The organism is Hymenobacter rubripertinctus (assembly GCF_003583925.1).
Classification (GTDB): domain Bacteria; phylum Bacteroidota; class Bacteroidia; order Cytophagales; family Hymenobacteraceae; genus Hymenobacter; species Hymenobacter rubripertinctus.
Genome location: NZ_QYCN01000010.1, coordinates 76580 through 98143, shown reverse-complemented (window position 1 = coordinate 98143; position 21564 = coordinate 76580). Strand labels below are relative to the sequence as shown.

Below are 21564 nucleotides of genomic sequence, written 5' to 3'. Positions count from 1 at the left end.
TTAGCCAGTGGTGATGTTGACGGCGGTTTTCGCCTTTCTCTTTTGCGTATGAAAAAGTTTTTCCTTCTGATCTTACTGACCGGCAACGCTGCCGCCGTGCTGGCCCAGGCCCCCGCCGGGGCCACCCGCCCCGAGGGTGGGGGCCGGCCCGCCGGCGCCGCCCCGGCCCAGGCCGGCACCGGCCGCATCACCGGCACCATCCTCAACGAAACTACCCGGCAGCCCGTGCCCTATGCCACGGTGGTGCTGCTCAACCCCGCCACCGGCAAGCCCGTGGATGGCACCTCGGCCGATGACAACGGCAAATTCACGATTCCAAGGGTGGCCGCCGGCACCTACACGGTACAGGTAAGCTTCATCGGCTACAAAAATGTGGATAAGCCCGGCATCGTGATGACCGCCGACGGCAATACCGTGAATCTGGGCGTCATCAGCGTGGCTTCCTCGGCCCAGGCCCTGAAGGAGGTGCGCGTGGAAGGCCAGCGTGCCCTGGTAGAGGAGAAGGTGGACCGCACCATCTATAATGCCGAAAAGGACGAAACCACCCGGGGCGGCGACGCCACCGACGTGCTGCGCCGCGTGCCCATGCTCAGCGTAGACCTCGACGGCAACGTGAGCCTGCGCGGCTCCAGCAACATCCGGGTGCTCATCAACAACCGCCCCTCTACCATCTCGGCCAACAGCATTGCCGACGCGCTCAAGCAGATTCCGGCCGACCAGATCAAGAGCGTGGAGGTGATTACCTCGCCCTCGGCCAAGTACGACGCCGAAGGCTCGGGCGGCATCATCAACATCGTCACCAAGCAGAACAACCTGCGCGGCTTCACGCTCGATACCCGCCTGAGCGGCGGTTTGCGCAGCGCCAATCTGGGGCTGACGGCCGCCTACCGGACCGGCAAAATGGGCTTTTCGCTGAGCGGGGGCGGGCGCGCCCTCTACAACACGCCCGGCAGCTTCCGCAACGACCAGCTCAGCTACCGCCTGCCCGGCAACGACCCCACCAACCGCGTAGCCGTCAGCCGCTCGGTTCAGACGGCCGATACGCGCCAGAACAACGTGTTCGGGCGCTATGCGCTGGGTTGGGACTACGAGATCAGCAAGTATAACTTCCTCTCGGCTTCGGTGCAGCTGGGCCTGCGCGACGGCACCAACTACCAGGACGACCTGCGCTCGGCCACCACGTTTTTCGCCAACCCCGCCACCGGCACGCCCGAAGTGGTTACCAGCAGCCGCCGCGACGTGAAGGTGCTCGACAACTCGACCACCGTGGATGCCACTCTGACCTACATCCGCACCTTCGAGAAGCCGCGTCAGGAGCTGAGCGTGCTGGGCCAGTACAGCCGCAACGTGCGTACCAACAACTTCACCAACGCCATCCGCGAGGGCCGGGGTGCGGGCGACTTGCTGCGCAACATCAACGACAGCTACAACGAGGAAATGACGTTGCAGACGGATTATGTGACGCCCATCAAGGAGAACCAGCTACTGGAGTTCGGGGTCAAGGACATCGTGCGCCGCGTGAACAGCGACTACAGTACCTTGCTCAACGGGCAGCCCCAGGCTGGGCGGGGCCTGTCCAACGTGTTCACCTACAACCAGAACGTGGCCGCCGCCTACGTGGCCTACACGGTGAGCCTGCTCAAGAACTACACCTTCAAGCCCGGCCTGCGCTACGAGTACACCACCATCAACGCCGACTTTAAAACCGAACAGAAGGTGCCCGATATTCCGTCGTATGGTGTGTGGGTGCCCAGCGTGAACCTCTCGCGCAAGCTGGCCAACGGCAACCTGCTCAAGGCGGCCTACAACCGCCGGATTCAGCGGCCCTCGCTCCAGTTCCTGAACCCCAACCGCCAGGCCGCCAACCCGCTCAACGTTACGGTTGGTAACCCCGAGCTGGGCCCCGAGTACACCCACAACTACGAGCTGGCCTACAACACATTCATCAAGCAGACGTCGCTGAGCTTCTCCACCTTCGTGCGCAACACCAACAAGTCGATCCAGCCGGTGCGCGAAACCAACCTCGACACCCTTATTACCAACTACCAGAACATCGGCACCGAAAACGCCTACGGGGGCAGCCTGAGCGCCAACGTCAACATCAACAAGAAATTCACCCTCAGCGGCGGCACCGACGTGTACTATGCCGTGCTCGACAACAACTCCCCCGATGCCCGGTTCGCGGCCCGCAACTCGGGCTGGGTGGCCAGCGGCCGCCTGATTGCCAGCTATACTTTCGATAACGGCTGGGGCTTCCAGAGCTTCGCCTTCTACCGGGGGCGGCAGGTGCAGTTGCAGGGCTACCAGGGCGGTTTCGGCATTTACAGCCTGAGCCTGAAGAAGGATTTCGCCGAGAAGCGCGGCTCGTTCGGCATCGGGGCCGACAACTTTTTTACCCCCACCTTCAACATCCGCAGCAACATTGAGTCGGCCGTTCTCGACCAGAACAGCGTGAATGCGCTCAAGCGGGCCGGTTTCCGCGTCAATCTGAGCTACCGCCTGGGCAAGCTCACCACCGACCAGCCCCGCCGCCGCCGCCGCGCCATCAGCAACGACGACCTCAAGGAAGGCAGCGGCGGCACCGATACCGGCGGTCAGCAATAAGGAGAGATGGTGAGTTGATGTTCAAAAGCCCTGCCTGCGACGCTTACGCAAACGGATCTTTTGAACATCAACTCATCCTTTTACCGCTCCCGTAGGCTATCCGGCACGGTGCCGCGGGTGGCCTGGGTGAGCTGGTTCTGGAGCTGGAAGCTCACCTGCTCGCAGTCGTGGAACCGTTGCTCGGAGCGTTCCAGCGCGGTTTCGGTGGTGCGCAGGCGTTGGTAGAGAAACAGGATGAGGCCGAGCGCCACGAGTAGCGCCACCAGGGTCAGGGTTTTATTCATGCACGAAGTTAAGCACGGAATAGCCGGCCGATACGGCGGCCAACCGCCCGGCTGCCTTGAGCAAGGACTGGGTAACAGCATATTTTCTCAGCAAACAGAAGGCCCCGCCGTAACCACGGCGGGGCCTTCTGCATACACCTCCAAGCTCCAAGCTCCAAGCTCCAAGCTCCAAGCTCTAAATGCTGGTGTTGGGGTCAAACTGCTCCAGGTAGTCGGCCACCCGGCGCACGAACATGCCGCCGAGCGAGCCATCAACCACGCGGTGGTCGTAGCTGTGGCTCAGGAACATGAAGTGGCGCACGCCAATCAGGTCGCCCTGGGGCGTTTCAATCACGGCGGGCTTCTTCTTGATGGCCCCCACGGCCATGATGGCCACCTGGGGCTGCATGATGATGGGCGTGCCCATCACGTTGCCGAACGAGCCCACGTTGGACACGGTGTAGGTGCCGCCTTCCAGGTCTTCGGGCTTGAGCTTGTTGGCTCGGGCCCGGTTGGCCAGGTCGTTCATCTTTTTGCTCAGCCCATTGAGGTTGAGTTGGTCGGCGTTGTGAATCACCGGCACGATGAGGTTGCCCGAGGGCAGGGCCACGGCCACGCCAATGTTGATGTCGCGCTTCTTGATGATGTAGTCGCCGTCGATGGAAACGTTGATCAGCGGGAAATCCTGGATGGCGCGGGCAATGGCCTGAATGAAGATGGGCGTGAAGGTCAGGTTTTCGCCCTCGCGCTTCTTATAGGCGTCCTTGTGCTTGTTGCGCCAGTTCACAATGTCGGTCACGTCGGCCTCCACAAAGGAGGTAACGTGGGGCGAAATGCGCTTCGAGTCCACCATGCGCTGGGCAATCATCTTGCGCATGCGGTCCATCTCGATGAGCTCCTGCCCACCACTGATGGAAGGCACGGCCTTGGGGGCCGCGGCGGCCGGTGCGGCTGCTTTGGCTGGCTGAACTACCGGCGTGGGAGCGGAGGCCGCCGGAGCAGCGGCCTGGGGCTGGGCGCTCGGCGCGGCCGCCAGGGGCTGCTTGCCGCCGGCCACGTAGTCGAGGATGTCTTTTTTGGTCACGCGGCCTTCGCTGCCGGTGCCGGGCAGGTATTCCAGGTCGCCCATGCTGATGCCTTCCTCGCGGGCGATGCTGAGTACCAGCGGCGAGTAGAAGCGGCCGGCCTGGGGCTGAGCAGTGGCCTGAGCAGCCGGGGCGGCGGTTTCGGCGGCGGGTACGTGGGGCACCTGGGTGGCGGCAGCGGCTCCGTTATCGGAGGCGGCCGGCGCGGGGGCGCCGGCATTGGCCGCGTCGGTTTCAATCACGGCGATGGGCGCGCCCACGGCCACTACCTGGCCTTCTTCCACCAGAATCTGCTGCAATATGCCGGCGTGCAGGGCCGGTACTTCGGTATCTACTTTGTCGGTGGCCACTTCCAGCACCGATTCGTCCTGCTCGATGGCGTCGCCTACTTGTTTGAGCCATTTGAGAACGGTGCCTTCCATGATGGATTCGCCCATCTTGGGCATCGTCATTTCCATTCGTGCCATGCGGTCGGGATATTGATATGGTGGGTGGGGTGGGGTTGGTAGGGCAAAGGTAACCGAAAACCAGAACGCCGACCAACGCCGGGGTACTAACTCACCCAAACAAAAGTGCCCGACTCCCACCGCTGCGTCCGGCCCGGGGGCCGCCCGATCAGGCCCTTCACCCCGGCGGACCGGCCTGGCGGCACCCGGTAAGCCCCCCGCAGCGGGCAGCGCATCCCGGCTTCGGGCCGGTCGTGCTAGGCGTTGCGTGGGGGCTTGCTCAACTGCTGGAATCCAGCCGAGCTGGGCGCTAGATAAAATTGGGCATTAGGTAAGCTGTACGGCCAGGGGTTTGGCAATGCTGCGGCCCACCAGCAAAGCCAGAAAGTTGCCCAGCACGATAGTAATCACGTTGAGAAAAATATTCTGGGCAAAAAACGGGAGCTGGGCAAATGAGCGCACCACCGCGTCGTTGGGAACCTGGCCGCTATTGAGGGAAATCTGGGCTACGGTTTCGGCGTAGGAGTGCGGAATGCCGGCGTCTACGAAGTGGCAGTACAGGAAATCGAAGCCGGCGCAGAATACCAGCATTCCCACCGACAGGATGGGCACCAGCCAGAACCACCGGACCGGGTTGTCGCCGGTGCGGAAGGCATCGAGCCGGTGCTGGTAGATAGGAAAGGTGTGCAGCACGCCTTCCACCAGCAGCATCAGCAAACCGGGCAAAATGGGGAGCAGCAGCAGTTTATCGGTCGGGAACAGGCCCGTTTCGTTGTCGATCCAACCGTAGAGCACCGTGTAGAGCACGGTCAGGTAAATCAGCGTGCTCAGTAGGGTCCAGGTCAGCAGGGTTTGAAGCAAGTCTTTTTTCATCGGGAGTAGAAGTTAGGAGCGCTTGCGCCGCGCGGCCGTGCGCAGGCTGGCTTGGTAGTAGAAAATGCTCACGGCCAGGTGCACGCCCAGCGTCCAGGTATAGCGGCCGGAGGAATAAGCCAAGTCGAAAAGCCCGGCGTTGGCAATCTGGGCGAGCCAGAAGGGTAGCACGATACCCAGGGCCAGCAAGGCCCGGAAAGGCGGGTCGCGCAGGGCGTCGGCTACCGACTGCGGGTGCTGAAAGGGCTGCGGAAACAGGCGGCGCAGCAGGCCCAGGCCCAGCAGCGTTGCCGTTAGGTGGGTGCCGAGTAGGAGCAAAAAAGTAAGCATGGCAGAAAAGGATAGGAGTAGGAGGAAAACGTAGGAAGCCGGCCAAAAGCCGCCGGCCCGGCGCGGGAGTAGTGGCGCGGGAGTAGTGGCGCGGGAGTAGTGGCGCGGCGGGCGGGCCGGCGTTAGGCCGCCCGCGTAACCAACTGCTCCGCCACGGGAGCCGGCTGCCGGGTGCGGGTCTGCCAGCCCACCAGCCGCCGGCCGTAGGCCAGGGCCCGCACATAGTCGCGGTTGGTGATAAACATGGCGTAGGTCCCGATCATGATCCAGGAAAAGTTATCGATCCGCATAAAGTACCAGATGCCCAGGTGGAGTAGAAAACCGCCCCCGATAACGAGCCACTTGGTTTTGCGGAACCAGATCAGGAAGGCAAACGACAGCTCCCAGAGGATGGTGAAGTAGGTGCTCAGCACCACGAAATAGTGATTCTGGGTCAGGGCAATGTTCCAGTCGGTCTGCCGGAATTCATCCACCCGCATGGTGTAGTAGGTGGCCGTACCGTTGAGCCACAAATCGCCTTGCAGTTTGGCCAGGGCCGTAAAAAAGTACACAAAGCACACCTGAATCAGTAGGGCCAGCGAGGCGTAGCGCATCACAATCCGGCCCAGACCGGCCAGCGGCCCCGGATCGGTGCCGATGCCGGCCGACCGGGTTGTCAGCGTGTTGTGGCGGTAGGCGTCGGCCAGAATCAGGAAGGGCAGCGTAACTTCCATCACGTTATCGGAGCCATCGAGAATGAAGCCGTTGCGCAGCTTAAAGAGCACCAGCAGCAGCCAGAGCACCAGGGCCGTTACGCGCCCGAAAACGCCGAAAAACAACAAAAACGCCACTCCAAACGTGACGATGATGAACAACTGCGGCGCGTAGGGCACATGAAACGGGTAGATGAACGCGTGCAGGCCGTGGGCGTACATGGTGCCCAGGTAAGTATCGTAATCCACGATGGCCTCGGCCCCCAGCAGATTATCGGCCATGGGCAGGTAGAAAATCATGTTTTTCATCACCAGCCCGGCCAGCAGACACCGGAAAACCGACAACCCGATGGAGTTGCGTAGCGAATCAGAAGTGGGAAGCATAGCGTGGGGGAATAAAGTGGCGGAATACGAGGGGCAGCGTACTAGTGGCGGGCCAGGTGCAGGCGGTAGGGCTCACTGGTCAGGTGGGAGTAGCGCGAGTTGCGCTCATCAAAATAATCCAGCTCCCGCTTGGAAAAGCGCGGAAACTCCTGGTTGAGCACCTGGTACACGACCCGTACCGAATCGGCCCGGGCCCAGGCCGGCGTGGCCGTAGCCAGCCGCCGGAACGTGTGCCGCGAGTATTGCACAATAGCCCGGTGGCCCGGCGAGTTTTGGATAATGGCCCGCAGAAACCGCTTGGTTTTAAGCGTATCGTGCGCCATAGTGTCTTGGAGGGAGGCAAACTTGATGGCCTTGTTCTGCACCTCAATTACCTCATTGGTGGAGGCCGAAAGGTGCTTGAGCACCCGTTGGACCGGCGACCAGTAGCTGTTCTTCTTGAGCGTGGTGAGCGGCTCCACCACGTCGACCCAGCCGGAGCGCTGCACCTGATTCTGCTGGTAGATTTCGTACTGAAACAGCAGGCGCTGGTTGGAGGCAATGGGGTTGGGCGCGAACAGGTTCCAGGTTTGCGAAAACCACGGATTCATGTAAGCCTGCACCTGGTATTTGTACTGGTGGCTGAGCGGGTTGGCCGGCAGCATACTGAACGCTACCACCGCGAAGTGGCCGATCAGCACCACCACCAGCACCACGTGCAGCAGCCACCAGTAGCGCCGGGGAAATAAGCGGGCGAAAAAAGTCGGTTTCATAGCAGGACGGAACGAAGGTGAACGAAGGAAAGCAGCGGGCAATGCCCGGACTCACCTCGCATCCGGCCCGTGGTCGAAATCGGTGAAATCGGTACTGCGGTAGTTGCTGGGAATAGTGGGCTGCTGGGTACCGCCCAGGGTAATGACGGCGGCCTGCACCGGGCCGATGATGTAATCCGTCATGGGGCCGGGGTAGGCGTTATGGGTCTGAAACGTGCCAAGGCTCAGCAGCGAAAGCCAGGAGGAAGTGGGGGCCTCACTGGGTACCGTAGCCTGGCTGTAGCTGCCCAGGGCCACGGTGCTGTGGGCGGAAATAGCGAACAGGCCCACGGTGAGTAAGCCGGTGGCGGCCAGGCGGGAAATGGAGGAAGTCTGGTTCATAGCGTGGAGCGGTTGGGTTGGAATGGGAGTCGGGGAGGCGGCCGGCGCGGGCGAAGCCCGGGGCGGCCAGCGGAATGCGGTAAAGAAAGGCGCGGCAACAAGGAGCCGCAAGCCTTCCCCAAACCCTCCTGGTCAGGAAAGCTTGTTGGGAAGTGACCGGCTAGATAGCGGCCGAGGTCAGGTCAAAGCGCGAAAAATCGTCGCTCTGGTACATATCGAGCGTGGCGGCACTCAGTACCTGTGCTCCGCCGCTGGAGGCCTCGGTGTAGCCAGTGTACACGCCGTAGGCGAATGCTCCCACGACAACCACGCCGAAGGCCACCGCGGCGACGGCCGGAAATACCGCCGGCTCCATCTGCAATTGCTGGGCGGAGCTTGGCGTGCTGATTTGGGTGTAGGACCCAAAGGCTACCGCGTTCTGAAGCGAAGCCGTGAGGAGCAATACCATCAGCAAACCGGTGGCGAACAGGCGTTGGGTTTTGTGCAAAAATTTCATGAGCAATTAAATTAAAAGATGAACAAATAGGGACTGAACGACGCGGCTAAGCAGCCTAGTTGAGGGCCATGTTGTCGAACTGGGAGAAGTCCGTAGCCAGGTAGTTGGTCCGCTCGTAATCGTAGGACAAAACCGTGGACTGGGCCCCGAACATGTCGTAGGCGGCGTGGCCCACAATGGTGCCCACTTCATAGGCTCCTACCACGGCTCCCACGGCCGCACCCACTACGGCCACTCCGGCCCCAATAGCCGCCCAGCCGAAGACAGGGGCCATTTGTAGCTGGCTAGTGGTGTGGGTAGATGCTTTGGTATAGGTGCCGACGGCTACCGCGCTCTGGGCCGAAAACTGGAGCAGCGTCAGACTCAGGACCGCGGCGGCGAGGGGGCGCTTCATGTTGCGTACTTTTTTCATTTTTTCAGGGATCTGAGGGATTGAAAAATGGGTATTTGACCAGGAGGGTTTTTTAAATGGTTGTTTCGTGCTTTAAAACGGGCATGCGGTAGCATATCTCCGGATAAATTCGGAGGAAAAAAGAAAACAGGACGCGAAAATCCAATAATTCGCTGCCGTGAAATGATAAGCAATAGTCTCCCTGTCCATTTCTGAAAAATGGAATTGAACAAAGATATTTTGCCTATAACTGGGTGTCGACGGTTCGGCGGTTACCCAGGCTTACCAGAAAGGATGGGGGGGGCTTGCCCCCACGCTACAGCATAGTTCATGCGTTGCTTGTTGAGTGGATTAATGCCTGCAACGAGCATTAATGAATCAAATCAAGTTTCTTAAGGCAGTCATTATCAACTTAATGGTTAATGAGAGTGCCTGGTGGCGGGCTGGAGTAGGAGCTCCAGGCTTACGGGCCATTAATGTAAGAGCAGAAGGTGTGCGGGGTGTCAGGAGCGGGCAGGTCTGCCGGAGTTCGGGAGAGCCTGCCAGGTCGCTAGCAGCAAACTAGTGATTCCAAATAACGATTATTATGTTTGGCAAACAAATCAATGGAGATATTATTATGAAAATATGAATTTGATGAAATTTATTTACGATCGAAAAAAGCAATTTGGTTAACGTATGAAGGTTTTGATAAATATATAATAAAAATAATTTTGAATTTTATTGAATTTTTGTTACTAATGGCCTGACTCGATTTTCGAGTAGCCCGGTATGTAAATGAAATTGTTGGCTCTCCCTATGAAAGACGTGATATTCTTTGATGGTGTGTGTAATCTGTGCGATGGATTCGTGCACTTCGTAATCGACCGGGACCCGGCGGAGCGGTTCACATTCGTCTCGTTTCAGTCGGCCGCGGCGGGCCAACTGCTGGCCAAACATGCCCGTCCGCTGCCCGTTGCGGGGCCTTCCACAATCTATCTGCTGCGCGATGGGCACTTTTTTCAGCGCTCCGAAGCCGTGCTGCTGATTATGCAACGGCTCGACGCCGGCTGGCGGTACGTGGCCCTGCTCCGGTACCTGCCCCGGCCCCTGCGCGACTGGGCCTACGAGATAGTCGCGCGTAACCGTTACCGGATTCTGGGGCGCGAACAAGCCTGCCGAATCCCTACTCCGGCGTTACGTAGTCGGTTTCTGTAGCGCTTGCGGGTGTTCCCGCACCAGCTCTCAGGCAGGCGGCATGGTGCCTCCGGGCCAGTTTGCTCTTCGGTTCAGCGGAGCTTAAAAACCGTAGAGCAAACTGGCCTGGCGGCCCCGTGCCGGTCCCGGTTGCCCTATGCTTCCACGCCGGTCGGTAAACTCAGCCGCAGCAGGTTCAAGGCGGTGGTAGCGGTGAATTCCAGGTTGAGCTGCCGGCCCCGGTCGAAGCTAATTTGCTTCGTGACGGTGCGCTGGGCGTCGGCGTAGGCCACGCAAATGGTGCCCACGGGTTTGGTGGGCGTGCCCCCGTCGGGGCCGGCAATGCCGCTGGTGGCCAGGGCCACATCCACGCCCAGGCGGCGGCGCAGGCCCTCGGCCATTTCGCCCGCTACGGCCTCACTCACGGCGCCGTGGGCGGCCAGGGTTTCGGCCTTCACGCCCAGCTCCCGCATTTTCATCTCGTTGGAATACGCCACAATGCTGCCCTGGTAATAGCGCGAGGCCCCAGGGATGCTGGTGAGGCGATGGGCCAGCAGGCCGCCGGTGCAGCTTTCGGCCGTGCCCACCGTCAGGTTGCGGGCCAGCAGCAACTGCCCCACGGCTTCCTCCAGCTTGATTTCGCCTTCGGCGAAAACGTGGTCGCCGAGCAGGACCCGTAGCGCGGGCACCAGGGCCTCCATGCGGGCGCGCAGGTGGGGCTGGCCGTCGTCGTGGCCCGTCAGGCGCAGGCGCACGCCGCCCAGGTAGGGCAGGTAGGCCAGCTTGATGTTGGCGGGCAGGGCCGTTTCCCAGTCCTCGATGCGCTGGGCCAGAAACGACTCGCCCAGGCCCACCGTCTGCACCACCACGTGTTCGATGGCGGGCGTCTGGAAGTGGGCCCGCAGGCGGGGCAGCACCTCGTGGCTCATCAGGTACTTCATCTCGTGGGGCACGCCGGGCATGCTTACGAACACCACGCCGCCGTCCTCGAACCACATGCCCGGGGCGGTGCCCACGGCGTTGTGCAGCACCTGGCAGTTTACCGGTACCATAGCTTGCTGGCGGTTGACTTCCAGCATAGGCCGGTTGTAGCGCGCAAAAATACCCTCCACGTGGCGCAGCACGTTTTCGTTGAGTACCAGCCCGGTCCCGAAGTAGCGGGCCAGCACGTGCTTGGTTAAGTCATCCTTGGTGGGGCCGAGGCCGCCGGTCATCAGCACCACCCTGGCCCGCTGCCGGGCCTGGTCGAGGGTAGCCGTAATTTCGTCGGCCTGATCCGATACGCTGGTAATCTGGCGCACCCGCAGGCCCAGCTTGCCCAACTCCTGGCCCATAAAGGCAGAGTTGGTGTCGATGACCTGTCCGTAGAGCAGCTCGTCGCCAATAGTCATGATTTCAACGTCGGGAACAAGGGCCATGAGCGGGGAAGTTAGGAGGAGAGCCGGATTTGCCGCAATATTGGGGCATCGCCCGCTAACAACGCCAGAATGGCTCCCGGGTTTTCTCTCTTCTGCTAGTTATGACTCTCTTCCGTACCCTCGCCCTGGGCTTCGTTCTCACCTTGAGCACGGCCCAGCTGGCAGCCGCCCAGACCAAAGCGCCGGCTAAAAAGCCGGCCCCAACGGCCAAAAAGACCACGACCGCCAAACCCGCCCCGGTCAAACCCGCTGCTCCGGTCATTCCCATCAAGCTCCCCCTGAGCAGCGAGGAAGCGGCTGGCGGGCTGCGCGAAGCACTCAGCCAGGGCGTAACGCGGGCCGTAGCCCTGGCCGGGCAGGCCGACGGCTTCAATGCCAACGCCGACATCCGCATTCCGTTTCCGCCCGAGGCTGAGCTGGTTGCCGCCACCCTGCGCAAGGTGCGGGCCGGGGCCTTGGTCGATAACTTCGAGGTGGCCCTGAACCGGGCCGCCGAAACGGCTGCCACCCAGGCCAAACCCATCTTCCTGAATGCGGTGCAGAACCTGACGCTCCAGGATGCCCTCATGCTGGCCACCAGCCGCGAAACCGACGCGGCCACCACGCTGCTCTACGAGAAAACCGCGCCCGACCTGCGCACCGCCTTCGAGCCCACCATGCAACAGTCGTTGGAGCAAACCGGGGCCATCCGGCTCTATGCCGAAATGGTGGCCCGCTACAACAAAATCCCGCTCGTTACGCGCCTCAACCCGCAGCTGGTACCCTACGCCACCGAGAAAACCGTGGACGGCCTGTTCGCCCTCATGGCCGCCGAGGAAGGCCGCATCCGGACCAATCCCGCCGCCCAGGGCAGCGCGCTGCTGAAACGGGTGTTTGGGAAGGGGAATTAAAAAGTGAGAAATTAAAAATGCTCCGTCGAACGATTCCTGGGTAGGACGCTCGACGGAGCATTGTTCACTTTTACTTTTTAGTTTCTTTTTCTGGTCCGGTTTCTGCAAAATGGCGAGACGTACTGCTCTATTTTCTCTGCCATGAATTTTCGTTCTTTCCTCGCCTTGCCCGTTGTTATCCTGGGCCTCAACCTGCCCGCCGCCGCCCAGTTCCGTTTTCCTAAGCTGGGCGAAATCTTCAAAACCCTGCCCGTACCTCCCACCACCAGAACCGGCAGCACCCCCACGGCGGGCAGCACCGGCAGCCTGACCCAGGATGAGGCGGTACGGGGCCTTAAAGAAGCCCTGACGATGGGCATCAGCAAGGGAGCCGATCAGGCTTCCCAGACCGACGGCTTCTACCTCAACAAGTTCATCCGGATTCCTTTTCCGGCCGATGCCCAGCGGGTGGCCACCACGTTGCGCAGCATCGGGTTGGGCAGTCAGGTCGATAAGTTTGAGCTGACGCTGAACCGGGGGGCCGAAGACGCGGCCAAGAGCGCCAAACCGATTTTCCTGTCGGCCATCAAGAGTCTCACGTTTAAAGACGTGTGGGGGATTCTGACGGGCGAAAAGGACGCCGCCACCAACTACCTCAAGCGCACCACCACCCAGCAGCTCACCACGGCCTTCCAGCCCATCATGCAGCGCAGCCTCGATCAGGTAGGCGCCACCAAGTACTACACCGACCTGACCACCCGCTACAACCGCATCCCGCTGGTGACGCCCGTCCAGACGGACCTCAACCAGTACGCCACCGGCAAGGCCATCGACGGCCTGTTCACGCTCGTCGCTCAGGAGGAGGCCAACATCCGCGAGAATCCCGTGGCCCGCACCACTACCATCCTCAAGCGCGTATTCGGCGGCGGATAGCGCGACTCAGTGAAGTAGCTTATCCATATGCCGTCCGGCGTACGCAAAGCAAAGGACCTTCCTGTGCGAAGACAAGCCGTTGATACGGTCGTCTTCGTACAGGAAGGTCCTTTGCTTTGATCGGAATGCGAGAACTACTTCACTCATTCACCGAGTCACCGAGTCACTCAGTCGTAATCGGAGTTGCGGCCGCTGTTGCGGGAGCTGCCGGTACTGCCGTACTCGTCGTTTTCATCGTCGGAGAAGTCGTCCTCGTCCAACTCATCAAGCGAAGTGAATTTGCCGCCGCTTTCGGGGTCGTTGCCGGCCTCTGCTTCGTCGTATTCGTCCTCGCTCATGTTGGCCAGGTCCAGGGCTTCATCGTGGCTGGAGCCGGTGTCGCGCCACATCAGGTAGTCGGAGTATTTGGCCGCCAGCTGACTTTCGGCTGAGCCACGGGTGGTGTTGCCCCCGGTGCTGGCAAAATTATCCAGCTCATCATCGTCGCCCAAAAGGTCGTCGTCGTCGAAGTCGTCGTTCTGTTTCATGGCCTTGCTAGGGGCAGTAAAGTGTGAAAAATGGCGAAGCGAAAAAGCGGCTCCGCAATGGCAAAGATACGAGCGGAAGCCATGCCCAGGTGCAACCCGTTGCCCGCAGCCTCTCCGGCCTGCGTGCTGCCCAGCATGCCGCGACACTCAAACGGCGGTGCATTCAGCAGAGCGGGACTATCAGATCAGGCGCGGGCAGCGCAGCAACCGCGTCGGACCACCGGCCTTTGTTAACTGTACCTACCTGCCCGCAGAAAAGCCTTTACCGGGCGGCCTGCGCCCCAAAATCGGTAATGAGCAGCTGCTCCGTGCAGAAGTCATATTCCTCCGGTACGTTGCTCGAAACCAGCACCGTGCGCCCGGCCAGCGTAGCGGCTGCGTGCTCCTGATACCAGGCTACCCCGGTGCGGTCAAGGTTGGTGGTGGGCTCGTCGAGCAGGAGCAGGGGAGCGTCGGCGTAGAGGGCCAAAGCCAGTTTGAGGCGCTGCTTCATACCGCTGGAAAAGTCCCGGATCAGCTTGTGACGCGACTTTTCGAGGTACATGAGTGTGATGAGCTGCCCGGCCGAAACGCCCGGGCGCAGGGGCTTGAAACGCGTGTGAAACCGGATCAGCTCGGTCAGAGTCAATTCCTCAATCAGCTCCAGGTAAGGGGCGGCGTAGGCTAGGCGCTGCGGCACGTCCTCTACCGCCACGGCCCGGCCCGCTTCCGCGTACTGCACCGCGCCCTGAGTGGGCAGAATCTGGCCCGAAAGGGTGTTGAGCAGCGTGCTTTTGCCCGCCCCGTTAGGCCCCAGAATGGCCGTGGCCGTGGCCGGCTCAAACGTGTGGGTCAGGTCCCGGAAAATCCACTCCCGCGCAAACCGCTTGCTCAGTCCGGTGGCCGTAATCTGCATGTGGTGGGGACTTGGGGAAGTAGGGGCCGGGGATGGAGTGAACGAACGTCATGCAGAGCGCAGCGCAGCATGACGTTCGTTCAGCTACCAATGCTACTCGCCGGCCCCGGTGGGGCCGCGGCCGTAGCCTTTGATGACGCCGCGGCCGGAGTTGCGGATGAAGTTGACAACCTCATCGCGCTCGGGGGAGGGGGCCAGTTCCAACTCAATCTGGTCGAGGGCGGCGGCGTTGTTGAGGCCGCTCATGAACAGCAGACGGTAGAGCTGCTGAATCTCGGAAATTTTCTGATCCGAAAAGCCGCGCCGGCGCAGCCCGATGCTGTTGATGCCGGCGTAGCTGAGCGGCTCGCGGCCCGCCTTCACGAAGGGGGGCACATCTTTCCGAATCAGCGAGCCGCCCGAAATCATGGCGTGCTGACCCACCCGCACAAACTGATGAATGGCCGAGGAGCCGCCGATGATGGCGTAGTCGCCAACCTCCACGTGGCCCGCGACCTGCACCGTATTGGCCAGAATGCAGTTGTCGCCGATAATGCAGTCGTGGGCAATGTGCACGTAGGCCATCAGCAGGCAGTTGCTGCCCACCACGGTTTTGCGCCGGTCCACGGTCCCGCGGTTCACCGTCACGCACTCCCGGATTACGGTGTTGTCGCCGATGTGAACCGTTGTTTTTTCGCCGGCAAACTTCAGATCCTGGGGCTGGGCCGCGATAACGGCTCCCGGGAAAATCTTGCAGTTTTTGCCAATGCGGGCCCCGGCCATAATCGTGACGTTGGGGCCAATCCAGGTGCCTTCCCCGATTTCAACATCCTTATCAATGGTGGTGAAGGGCTCCACTACCACGTTCTGGGCAATGATGGCCTCGGGATGAATATAGGCGAGCGGCTGGGTCATTCTTCTTTCAATTAAGAATTAAGAATTGAGAATCAAGAATTAGCGCGAACCGGCCCAGGGGACCAATTCTTAATTCTTGATTCTTAATTCTTAATTATTGTTTCTTAACAATACTGGCCGACATTTCGGCTTCCATCACGACTTTGCCATTGACGTAAGCCTTGCCGCTCATTTTGGCGATTCCCCGCTTGATGGGAGCCGTCAGCTCGCATTTGAAAATGAGGGTATCCCCGGGCTTAACCATGCGGCGGAACCGACAGTTTTCAATCCCCAGGAAATAGGTCCAGTAATTCTCCGGGTCGGGCACGGTATTGAGCACCAGGATGCCGCCGGTCTGGGCCATGGCCTCGATCTGGAGCACGCCGGGCATCACGGGGTTGCCGGGGAAGTGGCCGGCGAAGAACTGCTCGTTGAAGGTCACGTTTTTCACGCCCGTCACCGTAGTGGCGTCGAGGTGGATGATTTTATCGATCAGCAGAAACGGGTAGCGATGGGGCAGGGTGGCGGCAATCTGGTTGATGTCCATGACCGGCACCCGGCTCGGGTCGTAGGTCGGGATGGGGCTGGTGTGGGCCTCCATCATCTTCTTTTTGATGCGCTTGGCGAAGGCCACGTTGGCCGCGTGCCCGGGCCGGGCCGCCAGAATCTGGCCTTTCAGCGGGCGGCCTACCAGGGCCAGATCACCCACCAGGTCGAGGAGTTTGTGGCGGGCGGGCTCGTTTTTGTAGCGCAGGTCCACGTTGTTGAGGATGCCTTCCTTCTTGACGGCCACCTTGGGCTTGCCGAGCATCGTGGCCAGCTCATCGAGCTCCTCGTCGCTCACCACGCGGTCGACTACCACAATGGCGTTACTCAAATCGCCGCCTTTGATGAGGTTGGATTTGTAGAGGGCCTCCAGCTCGTGCAGAAAGCAGAACGTGCGCGAGGAGCTGATTTCGGCCGTAAAGTTCTCGATGTCGGTGAGCGAGGCGTGTTGGGAGCCCAGCACCGGCGAGTTGTAGTCCACCATTACGGTGAGGCGGTAGTCGTTGAGCGGCAGGGCGGCCAGCTCCACGGCCCGGGCGTTGTCCACGTAGCGGATTTCGGAGGGAATCTCGAAGTAGTTGCGCAGCGCGTTCTGCTCCTCCAGGCCCACTTCCTGCAAGGGCTTGATAAACTCGTAGCTGCTGCCGTCCATAATGGGCGGCTCGGGGCCGTCGAGCTGGATGAGCACATTATCAATCTGCAGGCCCACGAGGGCGGCCAGCGTATGCTCCACGGTGTTCACGCGGGCTCCGTTCTGCTCGATGGTCGTGCCCCGGGAAAGGTCCACCACGTTGTCCACGTCGGCATCCACAATGGGCTGGCCGGGCAAATCGACGCGCTGAAACTTGTAGCCGTGGTTGATGGGGGCGGGGCAGAACGTCATGGTGGCCTGCACCCCGGTATGAAGACCGATGCCACTCACGGTGACGGGGGCCTTGATGGTATGTTGCTTGTCGTTCATCTACAGGAGCTAGAAGCTGAGGAAGCTAGAAGCTAGAAGAAAAGTCAATAGGGAAGACTGAGAGCAGCAAAATCGGAACAGGGCAGCCAACGAATTCTAACTTCTAGCTTCCCGAGCTTCTAACTCCTTTCAGAAACGCAAAGCTAGGGCTTTTCCGGCGGCTGGGCTTTCTGTTCGAGCAGGCGCAGGCGGCGCTCCAGGTCGGGCAGGTGGCGGAAAAGGGCGTTGGCCCGCAGACTGTCGCGCAGGCCGAAGGCCGGGGAGCCTTGCAAGAACACGCCTTCCTCCTTAATAGACTTGCCCACGCCCGACTGGGCCGTGACGGTGGTGCGGTTGGCCAGCGTGAGGTGGCCCGCCAGCCCGGCCTGCCCGGCAATAACGCAGAAGTCGCCGATTTTGGTGGAGCCGGAAATGCCCGTCTGGGCGGCCACCACCGTATGCCGGCCGATGTCCACGTTGTGGGCAATCTGCACGAGGTTATCGATTTTGGCGCCCTCGCGGATGGTGGTGGCCCCCATCGTGGCGCAGTCGATGGTGGCGTTGGCCCCGATGCTCACGTTGTCCTGGAGCACTACGTTGCCAATCTGCGGAATCGTGCGGTAGGAGCCGTCGGGCTGGGGCGCGAACCCGAATCCATCGGAGCCGATAACGGCCCCGGCGTGCACCACGCAGTGGCGGCCAATCACGGTTTCAGCGTAGATTTTGGCCCCGGGATACAGAATGGTACCATCCCCGATTTTCACCCGGTCGCCGATGACCACGTGGGGAAAAATGACCACGTCGGCCCCGATTTCGCAGTTCTCTCCGATGTAGGAAAACGCCCCCCGGTAGTGGTTGTCGCCGATGCGGCTGCTGGCGGCCATGTAGGCGGGCTCCTCTACGCCCCGCTTGCCGGTGCGGGTGGCCTGCTGATAAAACTCGAGCAGGGCCGTGAAGCTGGTGTAGGGGTCGTCGACCCGGATCAGGGCCGCTGCCACGGGCTGGCGCAGCTCCAGGGTGCGGCTCACAATAACGGCCGTAGCGCCGGTGGAGTAGAGGTGGGGCTCGTATTTGGGGTTGGCCAGAAAGGAAAGGGAGCCGGCCTGGGCTTCCTCAATTTTCGCCAGCCGGTTGATTTGCTGGTCGCCCCGGCCCTCCACGGTTCCGTGCAGGACTTCTGCTATCTGGCCTACGGTAAATTCCATCGGGCAAAAGTAGAGAATAATCTATTTCCCGGCCCCGGCGGCTGCGGACCGCCGGGGGCCACGCCAGCGCGAGGGACAGCCCTACAGAATTTCCTTGGGGTAGCAGATATAATGCTTTTCTACCCGCTGGCCCAGGGCCTTGATGTTGGGCAAGTCGGAAGCTTCGGCCACATTGATGACCTGGCCGCGTTTGGTGAGCACGTCGATGGGGTCGCGGCCGTCGGCGTCGTAGGCGTTGTTGCTGATGCGGCCGATGAGCATGAGCTGGGCCGCGTCGGCGGGCGAGAGGTTGAAGCGGGCGGCAATCAGCTCGACAATACCAAGCTGGAACTCCTCGTCGAAGGGCTGGGCCTGGAGCGTGATTTTGAACAGGTGGCGGTCGAGCATACTCTGGGCCAGGTAGCGCAGCACCTTATCGGGGTGGTCGGCCCAGAGCTTCACGGCGGCCCACACGTCGGTATCGTCGAGGCGGGTGAAGCGGCGCAGAATCTCGTCGTCGCGTTCCAGCTGCTGCTGCGTGACGGGGCGGGAGAGGAAGAAGTGCAGGTTGGGCGAGGCAGGCACTTCGGAGCCGGCGCGCACCAGGTCGCGGGCCCGCTGCATGATGCGAATCACCATCTGCTCGGCCGAGGTCACGGTTTTGTGCAGGTACACCTGCCAGTACATCAGCCGCCGGCTCACCAAAAAGTTCTCAATGCTGTACACTGCCTTTTCCTCCAGCACCAACCGCTCATCCACCACGGTCAGCATTTTAATCAGGCGGTCGGCCCCGGGGCGGCCCTCCTGCACGCCGGTATAAAACGAGTCGCGGTTGAGGTAGTCGAGCCGGTCCATATCGAGCTGGCTGCTCACAAGCTGGTGAAAAAACGGCCGGGCGTAGGTACCCCGGAAAATCTCGATGGCCAAATCCAGCGCCCCGCCAAACTCCCCGTTGAGCTTGCGCATGAGGTGCAGGCTCAGTTCCTCGTGGTGTACGTCGTGGAAAATGCTGCGCTCCAGGGCGTGGGAGAGGGGGCCGTGGCCGATGTCGTGGAGCAGGATGGCGGCCATGGCGGCCTCGCCTTCCCGGGCCGTAATCTTCACGCCCTTGTCCTTGAGCGTGCGCAGGGCCAGCGTCATCAGGTGCATGGCCCCCAGGGCGTGGTGAAAGCGCGTGTGCAGGGCTCCCGGATACACGAAACTCGTCAGGCCCAGTTGCTGAATCCGGCGTAGGCGCTGAAAATACGTGTGCTCAATCAGGTCAAACAGCAGCTCGGTCGGAATGGTGACGAAGCCGTAGACGGGGTCGTTGAAGATTTTCTTTTTGTTCATAAGAGGCGGGGCCAGACTCGGGGCCTGGCGGGTTGGCAAACGGCGCGGGCTGGCCCGGAAGCCACTGATTTCAGCCACCAATACGCGAAAAAGCACCGTGCGCCGTTTGGTCATCCAAACAGAACCCAACTTTTTTTGGCTTCTTTGCAACTACGTTAGGTCAGAATATCTGATTTTGATAATTTTTCGACAACCAAAAGCCAGGGATTGGGAGTAAAGCTACTTACGAAACTTCAGTTACTACTTCCGGCAACGGGGCGGGCGCTACGCCGCCGCCGCTTTCCGTCCGGATGAGGTTCTTTGAAGCTCGTGGACAGAATCCTCAGACTAGTGTCTGAGGTTGTTTGAACGCACTCCCAAAACCCGTATATGCAACAATACAGCATCCTCTGGGCCGATGACGAAATCGACCTGCTTAAGCCCCACATTCTCTTCCTCAAAGAAAAAGGGTACAACGTAACCGGCGTAAACAGCGGAACCGACGCGGTCGAGGAAATTCAGGAAAAAACCTACGACATCGTGTTTCTCGACGAGAACATGCCCGGCCTGACGGGCCTCGAAACCCTCACCGAAATCAAGGCCATCCGCCCGACCGTGCCGGTGATTATGATTACCAAAAGCGAGGAAGAGCACATCATGGAGGAGGCCATCGGCTCCAAAATCGCCGATTATCTCATCAAGCCCGTCAACCCCAACCAGATTCTGCTGGCCGTGAAGAAGGTGCTTGACAACAAGCGCCTGGTGAGCGAGAAAACCAACTCCGGCTACCAGCGCGACTTCCGCCAGCTGGGCATGCAGCTCGGCGACCGGCTGACGCCCGCCGAATGGGCCGACGTGTACAAGAAGCTGGTGTACTGGGAGCTGGAAATCAACGAAACTGAGGGCAAAAGCATGGCCGAGGTTTTCAACATGCAGAAGGACGAGGCCAATACGTACTTCGGCCGCTTCATTCAGGAAAACTACGAGGACTGGCTCCACGGCGACGAGGACGCCCCGCTCATGTCGCACCAGCTGTTCCAGAAGCGCGTGTTCCCGCTGCTCAAGGAAACCGGCGACACGCCCGTGTACTTCCTGCTCATCGACAACCTGCGCTACGACCAGTGGAAGGTGCTCGAACCCATCATTGCGGAGCTGTTCACCGTCGATTCGGAGGAAACCTACTACAGCATTCTGCCCACTACCACGGCCTACGCCCGTAATGCCATCTTCTCGGGCATGATGCCGAGCGAAATCCAGAAGAAATACCCCAACCTGTGGGTGTGGGACGACGACGACGAGGGCAAGAACATGCACGAGGCCGAGTTCATGGAAATCATGTTCCAGAAGGCCAACCAGAAGCACAAGTTCAGCTACCACAAGGTAACCAACCTGCAAGCCGGCAAGGATTTGCTGGGCAAAATGGCCAACCTGCACAACAACTACAAGTGCAACGTCATCGTCTATAATTTCGTGGACATGCTCTCGCACGCCCGCACCGACATGGCCATGATCCGGGAGCTGGCCGCCGACGAATCGGCCTACCGGAGCCTGACCAAATCGTGGTTTTTGCACTCGCCGCTCTATGAGATGTTCCAGCAGATTGCCGAGCGCAAGGGCAAGCTCATCATCACCACCGACCACGGCACAATTCGCGTGAAGCGGCCCTACAAAATTGTGGGCGACCGGAACACGAACACCAACCTGCGCTACAAGCACGGCAAAAACCTGGGCTTCGACGACACCAAGGACGTGTACACGGTGCGCAAGCCGGAGAACATCTTCCTGCCCCGCGAAAACGTGAGCACCGCCTACGTGTTCACGGTCGGCGACTTCTTCTTCGCCTACCCCAACAACTACAACTACTACGTGAACTACTACAAGGACACGTTCCAGCATGGCGGCATCTCCCTGGAGGAGTGCATTATCCCGTACGTGACGCTGAGCGCGAAAGGGTAGGGAGTTTCGATTTGATAGCTGTCAGTTGACGTTTTCAACTGGTTCGTAATACAAGAAGGGCCGCCATTTCTGGCGGCCCTTCTCTCATTTAGCCGCTAATCCAATGCCCATAGTGCATGTGGTGATACGGAAAATGCATTTCTGTTTCATCAGCCCCTCCTCGAATCAAAGCCAAGGCTTCGCGGGTTTGGCTGCGGTGGTTTCCCCAAAGGATTCGGGTCAGGTCTTTGCTGGGTTGG

The 21564-nt window shown here is 60.5% G+C and carries 21 protein-coding genes; 5 read left to right on the top strand and 16 right to left on the bottom strand.

Translation table 11 applies throughout. The features are described 5' to 3' along the window. Positions 1–48 precede the first annotated feature (48 nt). Positions 49–2604, top strand: coding sequence for an outer membrane beta-barrel family protein (locus D0T11_RS08490; RefSeq protein ID WP_119655353.1), 2556 nt, complete (start codon positions 49–51; stop codon positions 2602–2604). An 80-nt stretch (positions 2605–2684) separates the two neighbouring features. Here the strand turns inward: D0T11_RS08490 and D0T11_RS08485 are convergent, their stop codons facing one another. The 9 genes from D0T11_RS08485 to D0T11_RS08445 form a co-directional block, all read right to left on the bottom strand. After that, positions 2685–2888, bottom strand: a complete 204-nt coding sequence (locus D0T11_RS08485) for a hypothetical protein (protein ID WP_119655352.1) — start codon at positions 2886–2888, stop codon at positions 2685–2687. 175 nt (positions 2889–3063) lie between these two features. Then, the gene (locus D0T11_RS08480; protein ID WP_119655351.1) at positions 3064–4419 is read right to left on the bottom strand and encodes a dihydrolipoamide acetyltransferase family protein; all 1356 of its coding nucleotides are present in this window, start codon (positions 4417–4419) and stop codon (positions 3064–3066) included. 306 nt (positions 4420–4725) lie between these two features. Next, on the bottom strand, positions 4726–5271 hold the full coding sequence (locus D0T11_RS08475; protein ID WP_119655350.1) for a hypothetical protein: 546 nt from the start codon (positions 5269–5271) through the stop codon (positions 4726–4728). A 12-nt stretch (positions 5272–5283) separates the two neighbouring features. Further along, a complete protein-coding gene (locus tag D0T11_RS08470) occupies positions 5284–5601 on the bottom strand; it encodes a hypothetical protein (RefSeq protein WP_119655349.1) in 318 nt (105 codons plus the stop codon). A gap of 122 nt (positions 5602–5723) precedes the next feature. Further along, the gene (locus D0T11_RS08465; protein ID WP_119655348.1) at positions 5724–6677 is read right to left on the bottom strand and encodes an HTTM domain-containing protein; all 954 of its coding nucleotides are present in this window, start codon (positions 6675–6677) and stop codon (positions 5724–5726) included. 41 nt (positions 6678–6718) lie between these two features. After that, positions 6719–7429: a DUF5819 family protein gene (locus tag D0T11_RS08460; RefSeq protein ID WP_119655347.1), complete on the bottom strand. Its 711-nt coding sequence runs from the start codon at positions 7427–7429 to the stop codon at positions 6719–6721. Between the two features lie 51 nt (positions 7430–7480). Next, positions 7481–7810 carry a hypothetical protein gene (locus D0T11_RS08455; protein ID WP_119655346.1) on the bottom strand — a complete coding sequence of 110 codons (330 nt, stop codon included), beginning with the start codon at positions 7808–7810 and terminating at the stop codon, positions 7481–7483. A 160-nt stretch (positions 7811–7970) separates the two neighbouring features. Then, the gene (locus D0T11_RS08450; RefSeq protein ID WP_119655345.1) at positions 7971–8306 is read right to left on the bottom strand and encodes a hypothetical protein; all 336 of its coding nucleotides are present in this window, start codon (positions 8304–8306) and stop codon (positions 7971–7973) included. A gap of 55 nt (positions 8307–8361) precedes the next feature. Beyond that, complete coding sequence (locus tag D0T11_RS08445) at positions 8362–8718, bottom strand: hypothetical protein (RefSeq protein ID WP_119655344.1); 357 nt, start codon at positions 8716–8718, stop codon at positions 8362–8364. A 777-nt stretch (positions 8719–9495) separates the two neighbouring features. On the opposite strand from D0T11_RS08445, the gene D0T11_RS08440 reads away from it, so the two are divergent. Continuing rightward, positions 9496–9894, top strand: coding sequence for a thiol-disulfide oxidoreductase DCC family protein (locus tag D0T11_RS08440; protein WP_119655407.1), 399 nt, complete (start codon positions 9496–9498; stop codon positions 9892–9894). Positions 9895–10028: 134 nt separating this feature from the next. Here D0T11_RS08440 and D0T11_RS08435 read toward each other — a convergent pair whose 3' ends face one another. Then, positions 10029–11291, bottom strand: coding sequence for a competence/damage-inducible protein A (locus D0T11_RS08435; RefSeq protein WP_119655343.1), 1263 nt, complete (start codon positions 11289–11291; stop codon positions 10029–10031). A gap of 101 nt (positions 11292–11392) precedes the next feature. On the opposite strand from D0T11_RS08435, the gene D0T11_RS08430 reads away from it, so the two are divergent. Together D0T11_RS08430 and D0T11_RS08425 are read left to right on the top strand one after the other, a co-directional pair. Further along, positions 11393–12181: a DUF4197 domain-containing protein gene (locus tag D0T11_RS08430; protein WP_119655342.1), complete on the top strand. Its 789-nt coding sequence runs from the start codon at positions 11393–11395 to the stop codon at positions 12179–12181. 141 nt (positions 12182–12322) lie between these two features. Beyond that, on the top strand, positions 12323–13093 hold the full coding sequence (locus tag D0T11_RS08425; RefSeq protein WP_119655341.1) for a DUF4197 domain-containing protein: 771 nt from the start codon (positions 12323–12325) through the stop codon (positions 13091–13093). Between the two features lie 167 nt (positions 13094–13260). On the opposite strand, the gene D0T11_RS08420 is transcribed toward D0T11_RS08425, so the two are convergent. The 6 genes from D0T11_RS08420 to D0T11_RS08395 form a co-directional block, all read right to left on the bottom strand. Continuing rightward, the gene (locus D0T11_RS08420) at positions 13261–13620 is read right to left on the bottom strand and encodes a hypothetical protein (protein ID WP_119655340.1); all 360 of its coding nucleotides are present in this window, start codon (positions 13618–13620) and stop codon (positions 13261–13263) included. Between the two features lie 262 nt (positions 13621–13882). Further along, positions 13883–14515: an ABC transporter ATP-binding protein gene (locus D0T11_RS08415; protein WP_119655339.1), complete on the bottom strand. Its 633-nt coding sequence runs from the start codon at positions 14513–14515 to the stop codon at positions 13883–13885. 93 nt (positions 14516–14608) lie between these two features. Further along, a complete protein-coding gene (gene lpxA, locus D0T11_RS08410; protein WP_119655338.1) occupies positions 14609–15409 on the bottom strand; it encodes an acyl-ACP--UDP-N-acetylglucosamine O-acyltransferase in 801 nt (266 codons plus the stop codon). Positions 15410–15503: 94 nt separating this feature from the next. Beyond that, positions 15504–16895 carry a bifunctional UDP-3-O-[3-hydroxymyristoyl] N-acetylglucosamine deacetylase/3-hydroxyacyl-ACP dehydratase gene (locus D0T11_RS08405; protein ID WP_119655337.1) on the bottom strand — a complete coding sequence of 464 codons (1392 nt, stop codon included), beginning with the start codon at positions 16893–16895 and terminating at the stop codon, positions 15504–15506. Positions 16896–17038: 143 nt separating this feature from the next. Continuing rightward, positions 17039–18079 carry a UDP-3-O-(3-hydroxymyristoyl)glucosamine N-acyltransferase gene (gene lpxD, locus D0T11_RS08400; protein WP_119655336.1) on the bottom strand — a complete coding sequence of 347 codons (1041 nt, stop codon included), beginning with the start codon at positions 18077–18079 and terminating at the stop codon, positions 17039–17041. An 81-nt stretch (positions 18080–18160) separates the two neighbouring features. Continuing rightward, the gene (locus D0T11_RS08395) at positions 18161–19390 is read right to left on the bottom strand and encodes an HD domain-containing protein (protein WP_119655406.1); all 1230 of its coding nucleotides are present in this window, start codon (positions 19388–19390) and stop codon (positions 18161–18163) included. Positions 19391–19759: 369 nt separating this feature from the next. On the opposite strand from D0T11_RS08395, the gene porX reads away from it, so the two are divergent. Next, positions 19760–21325 (top strand): T9SS response regulator signal transducer PorX, encoded by a 1566-nt coding sequence (gene porX / locus D0T11_RS08390; RefSeq protein WP_119655335.1) that lies wholly within the window; start codon positions 19760–19762, stop codon positions 21323–21325. Positions 21326–21564 lie beyond the last annotated feature (239 nt).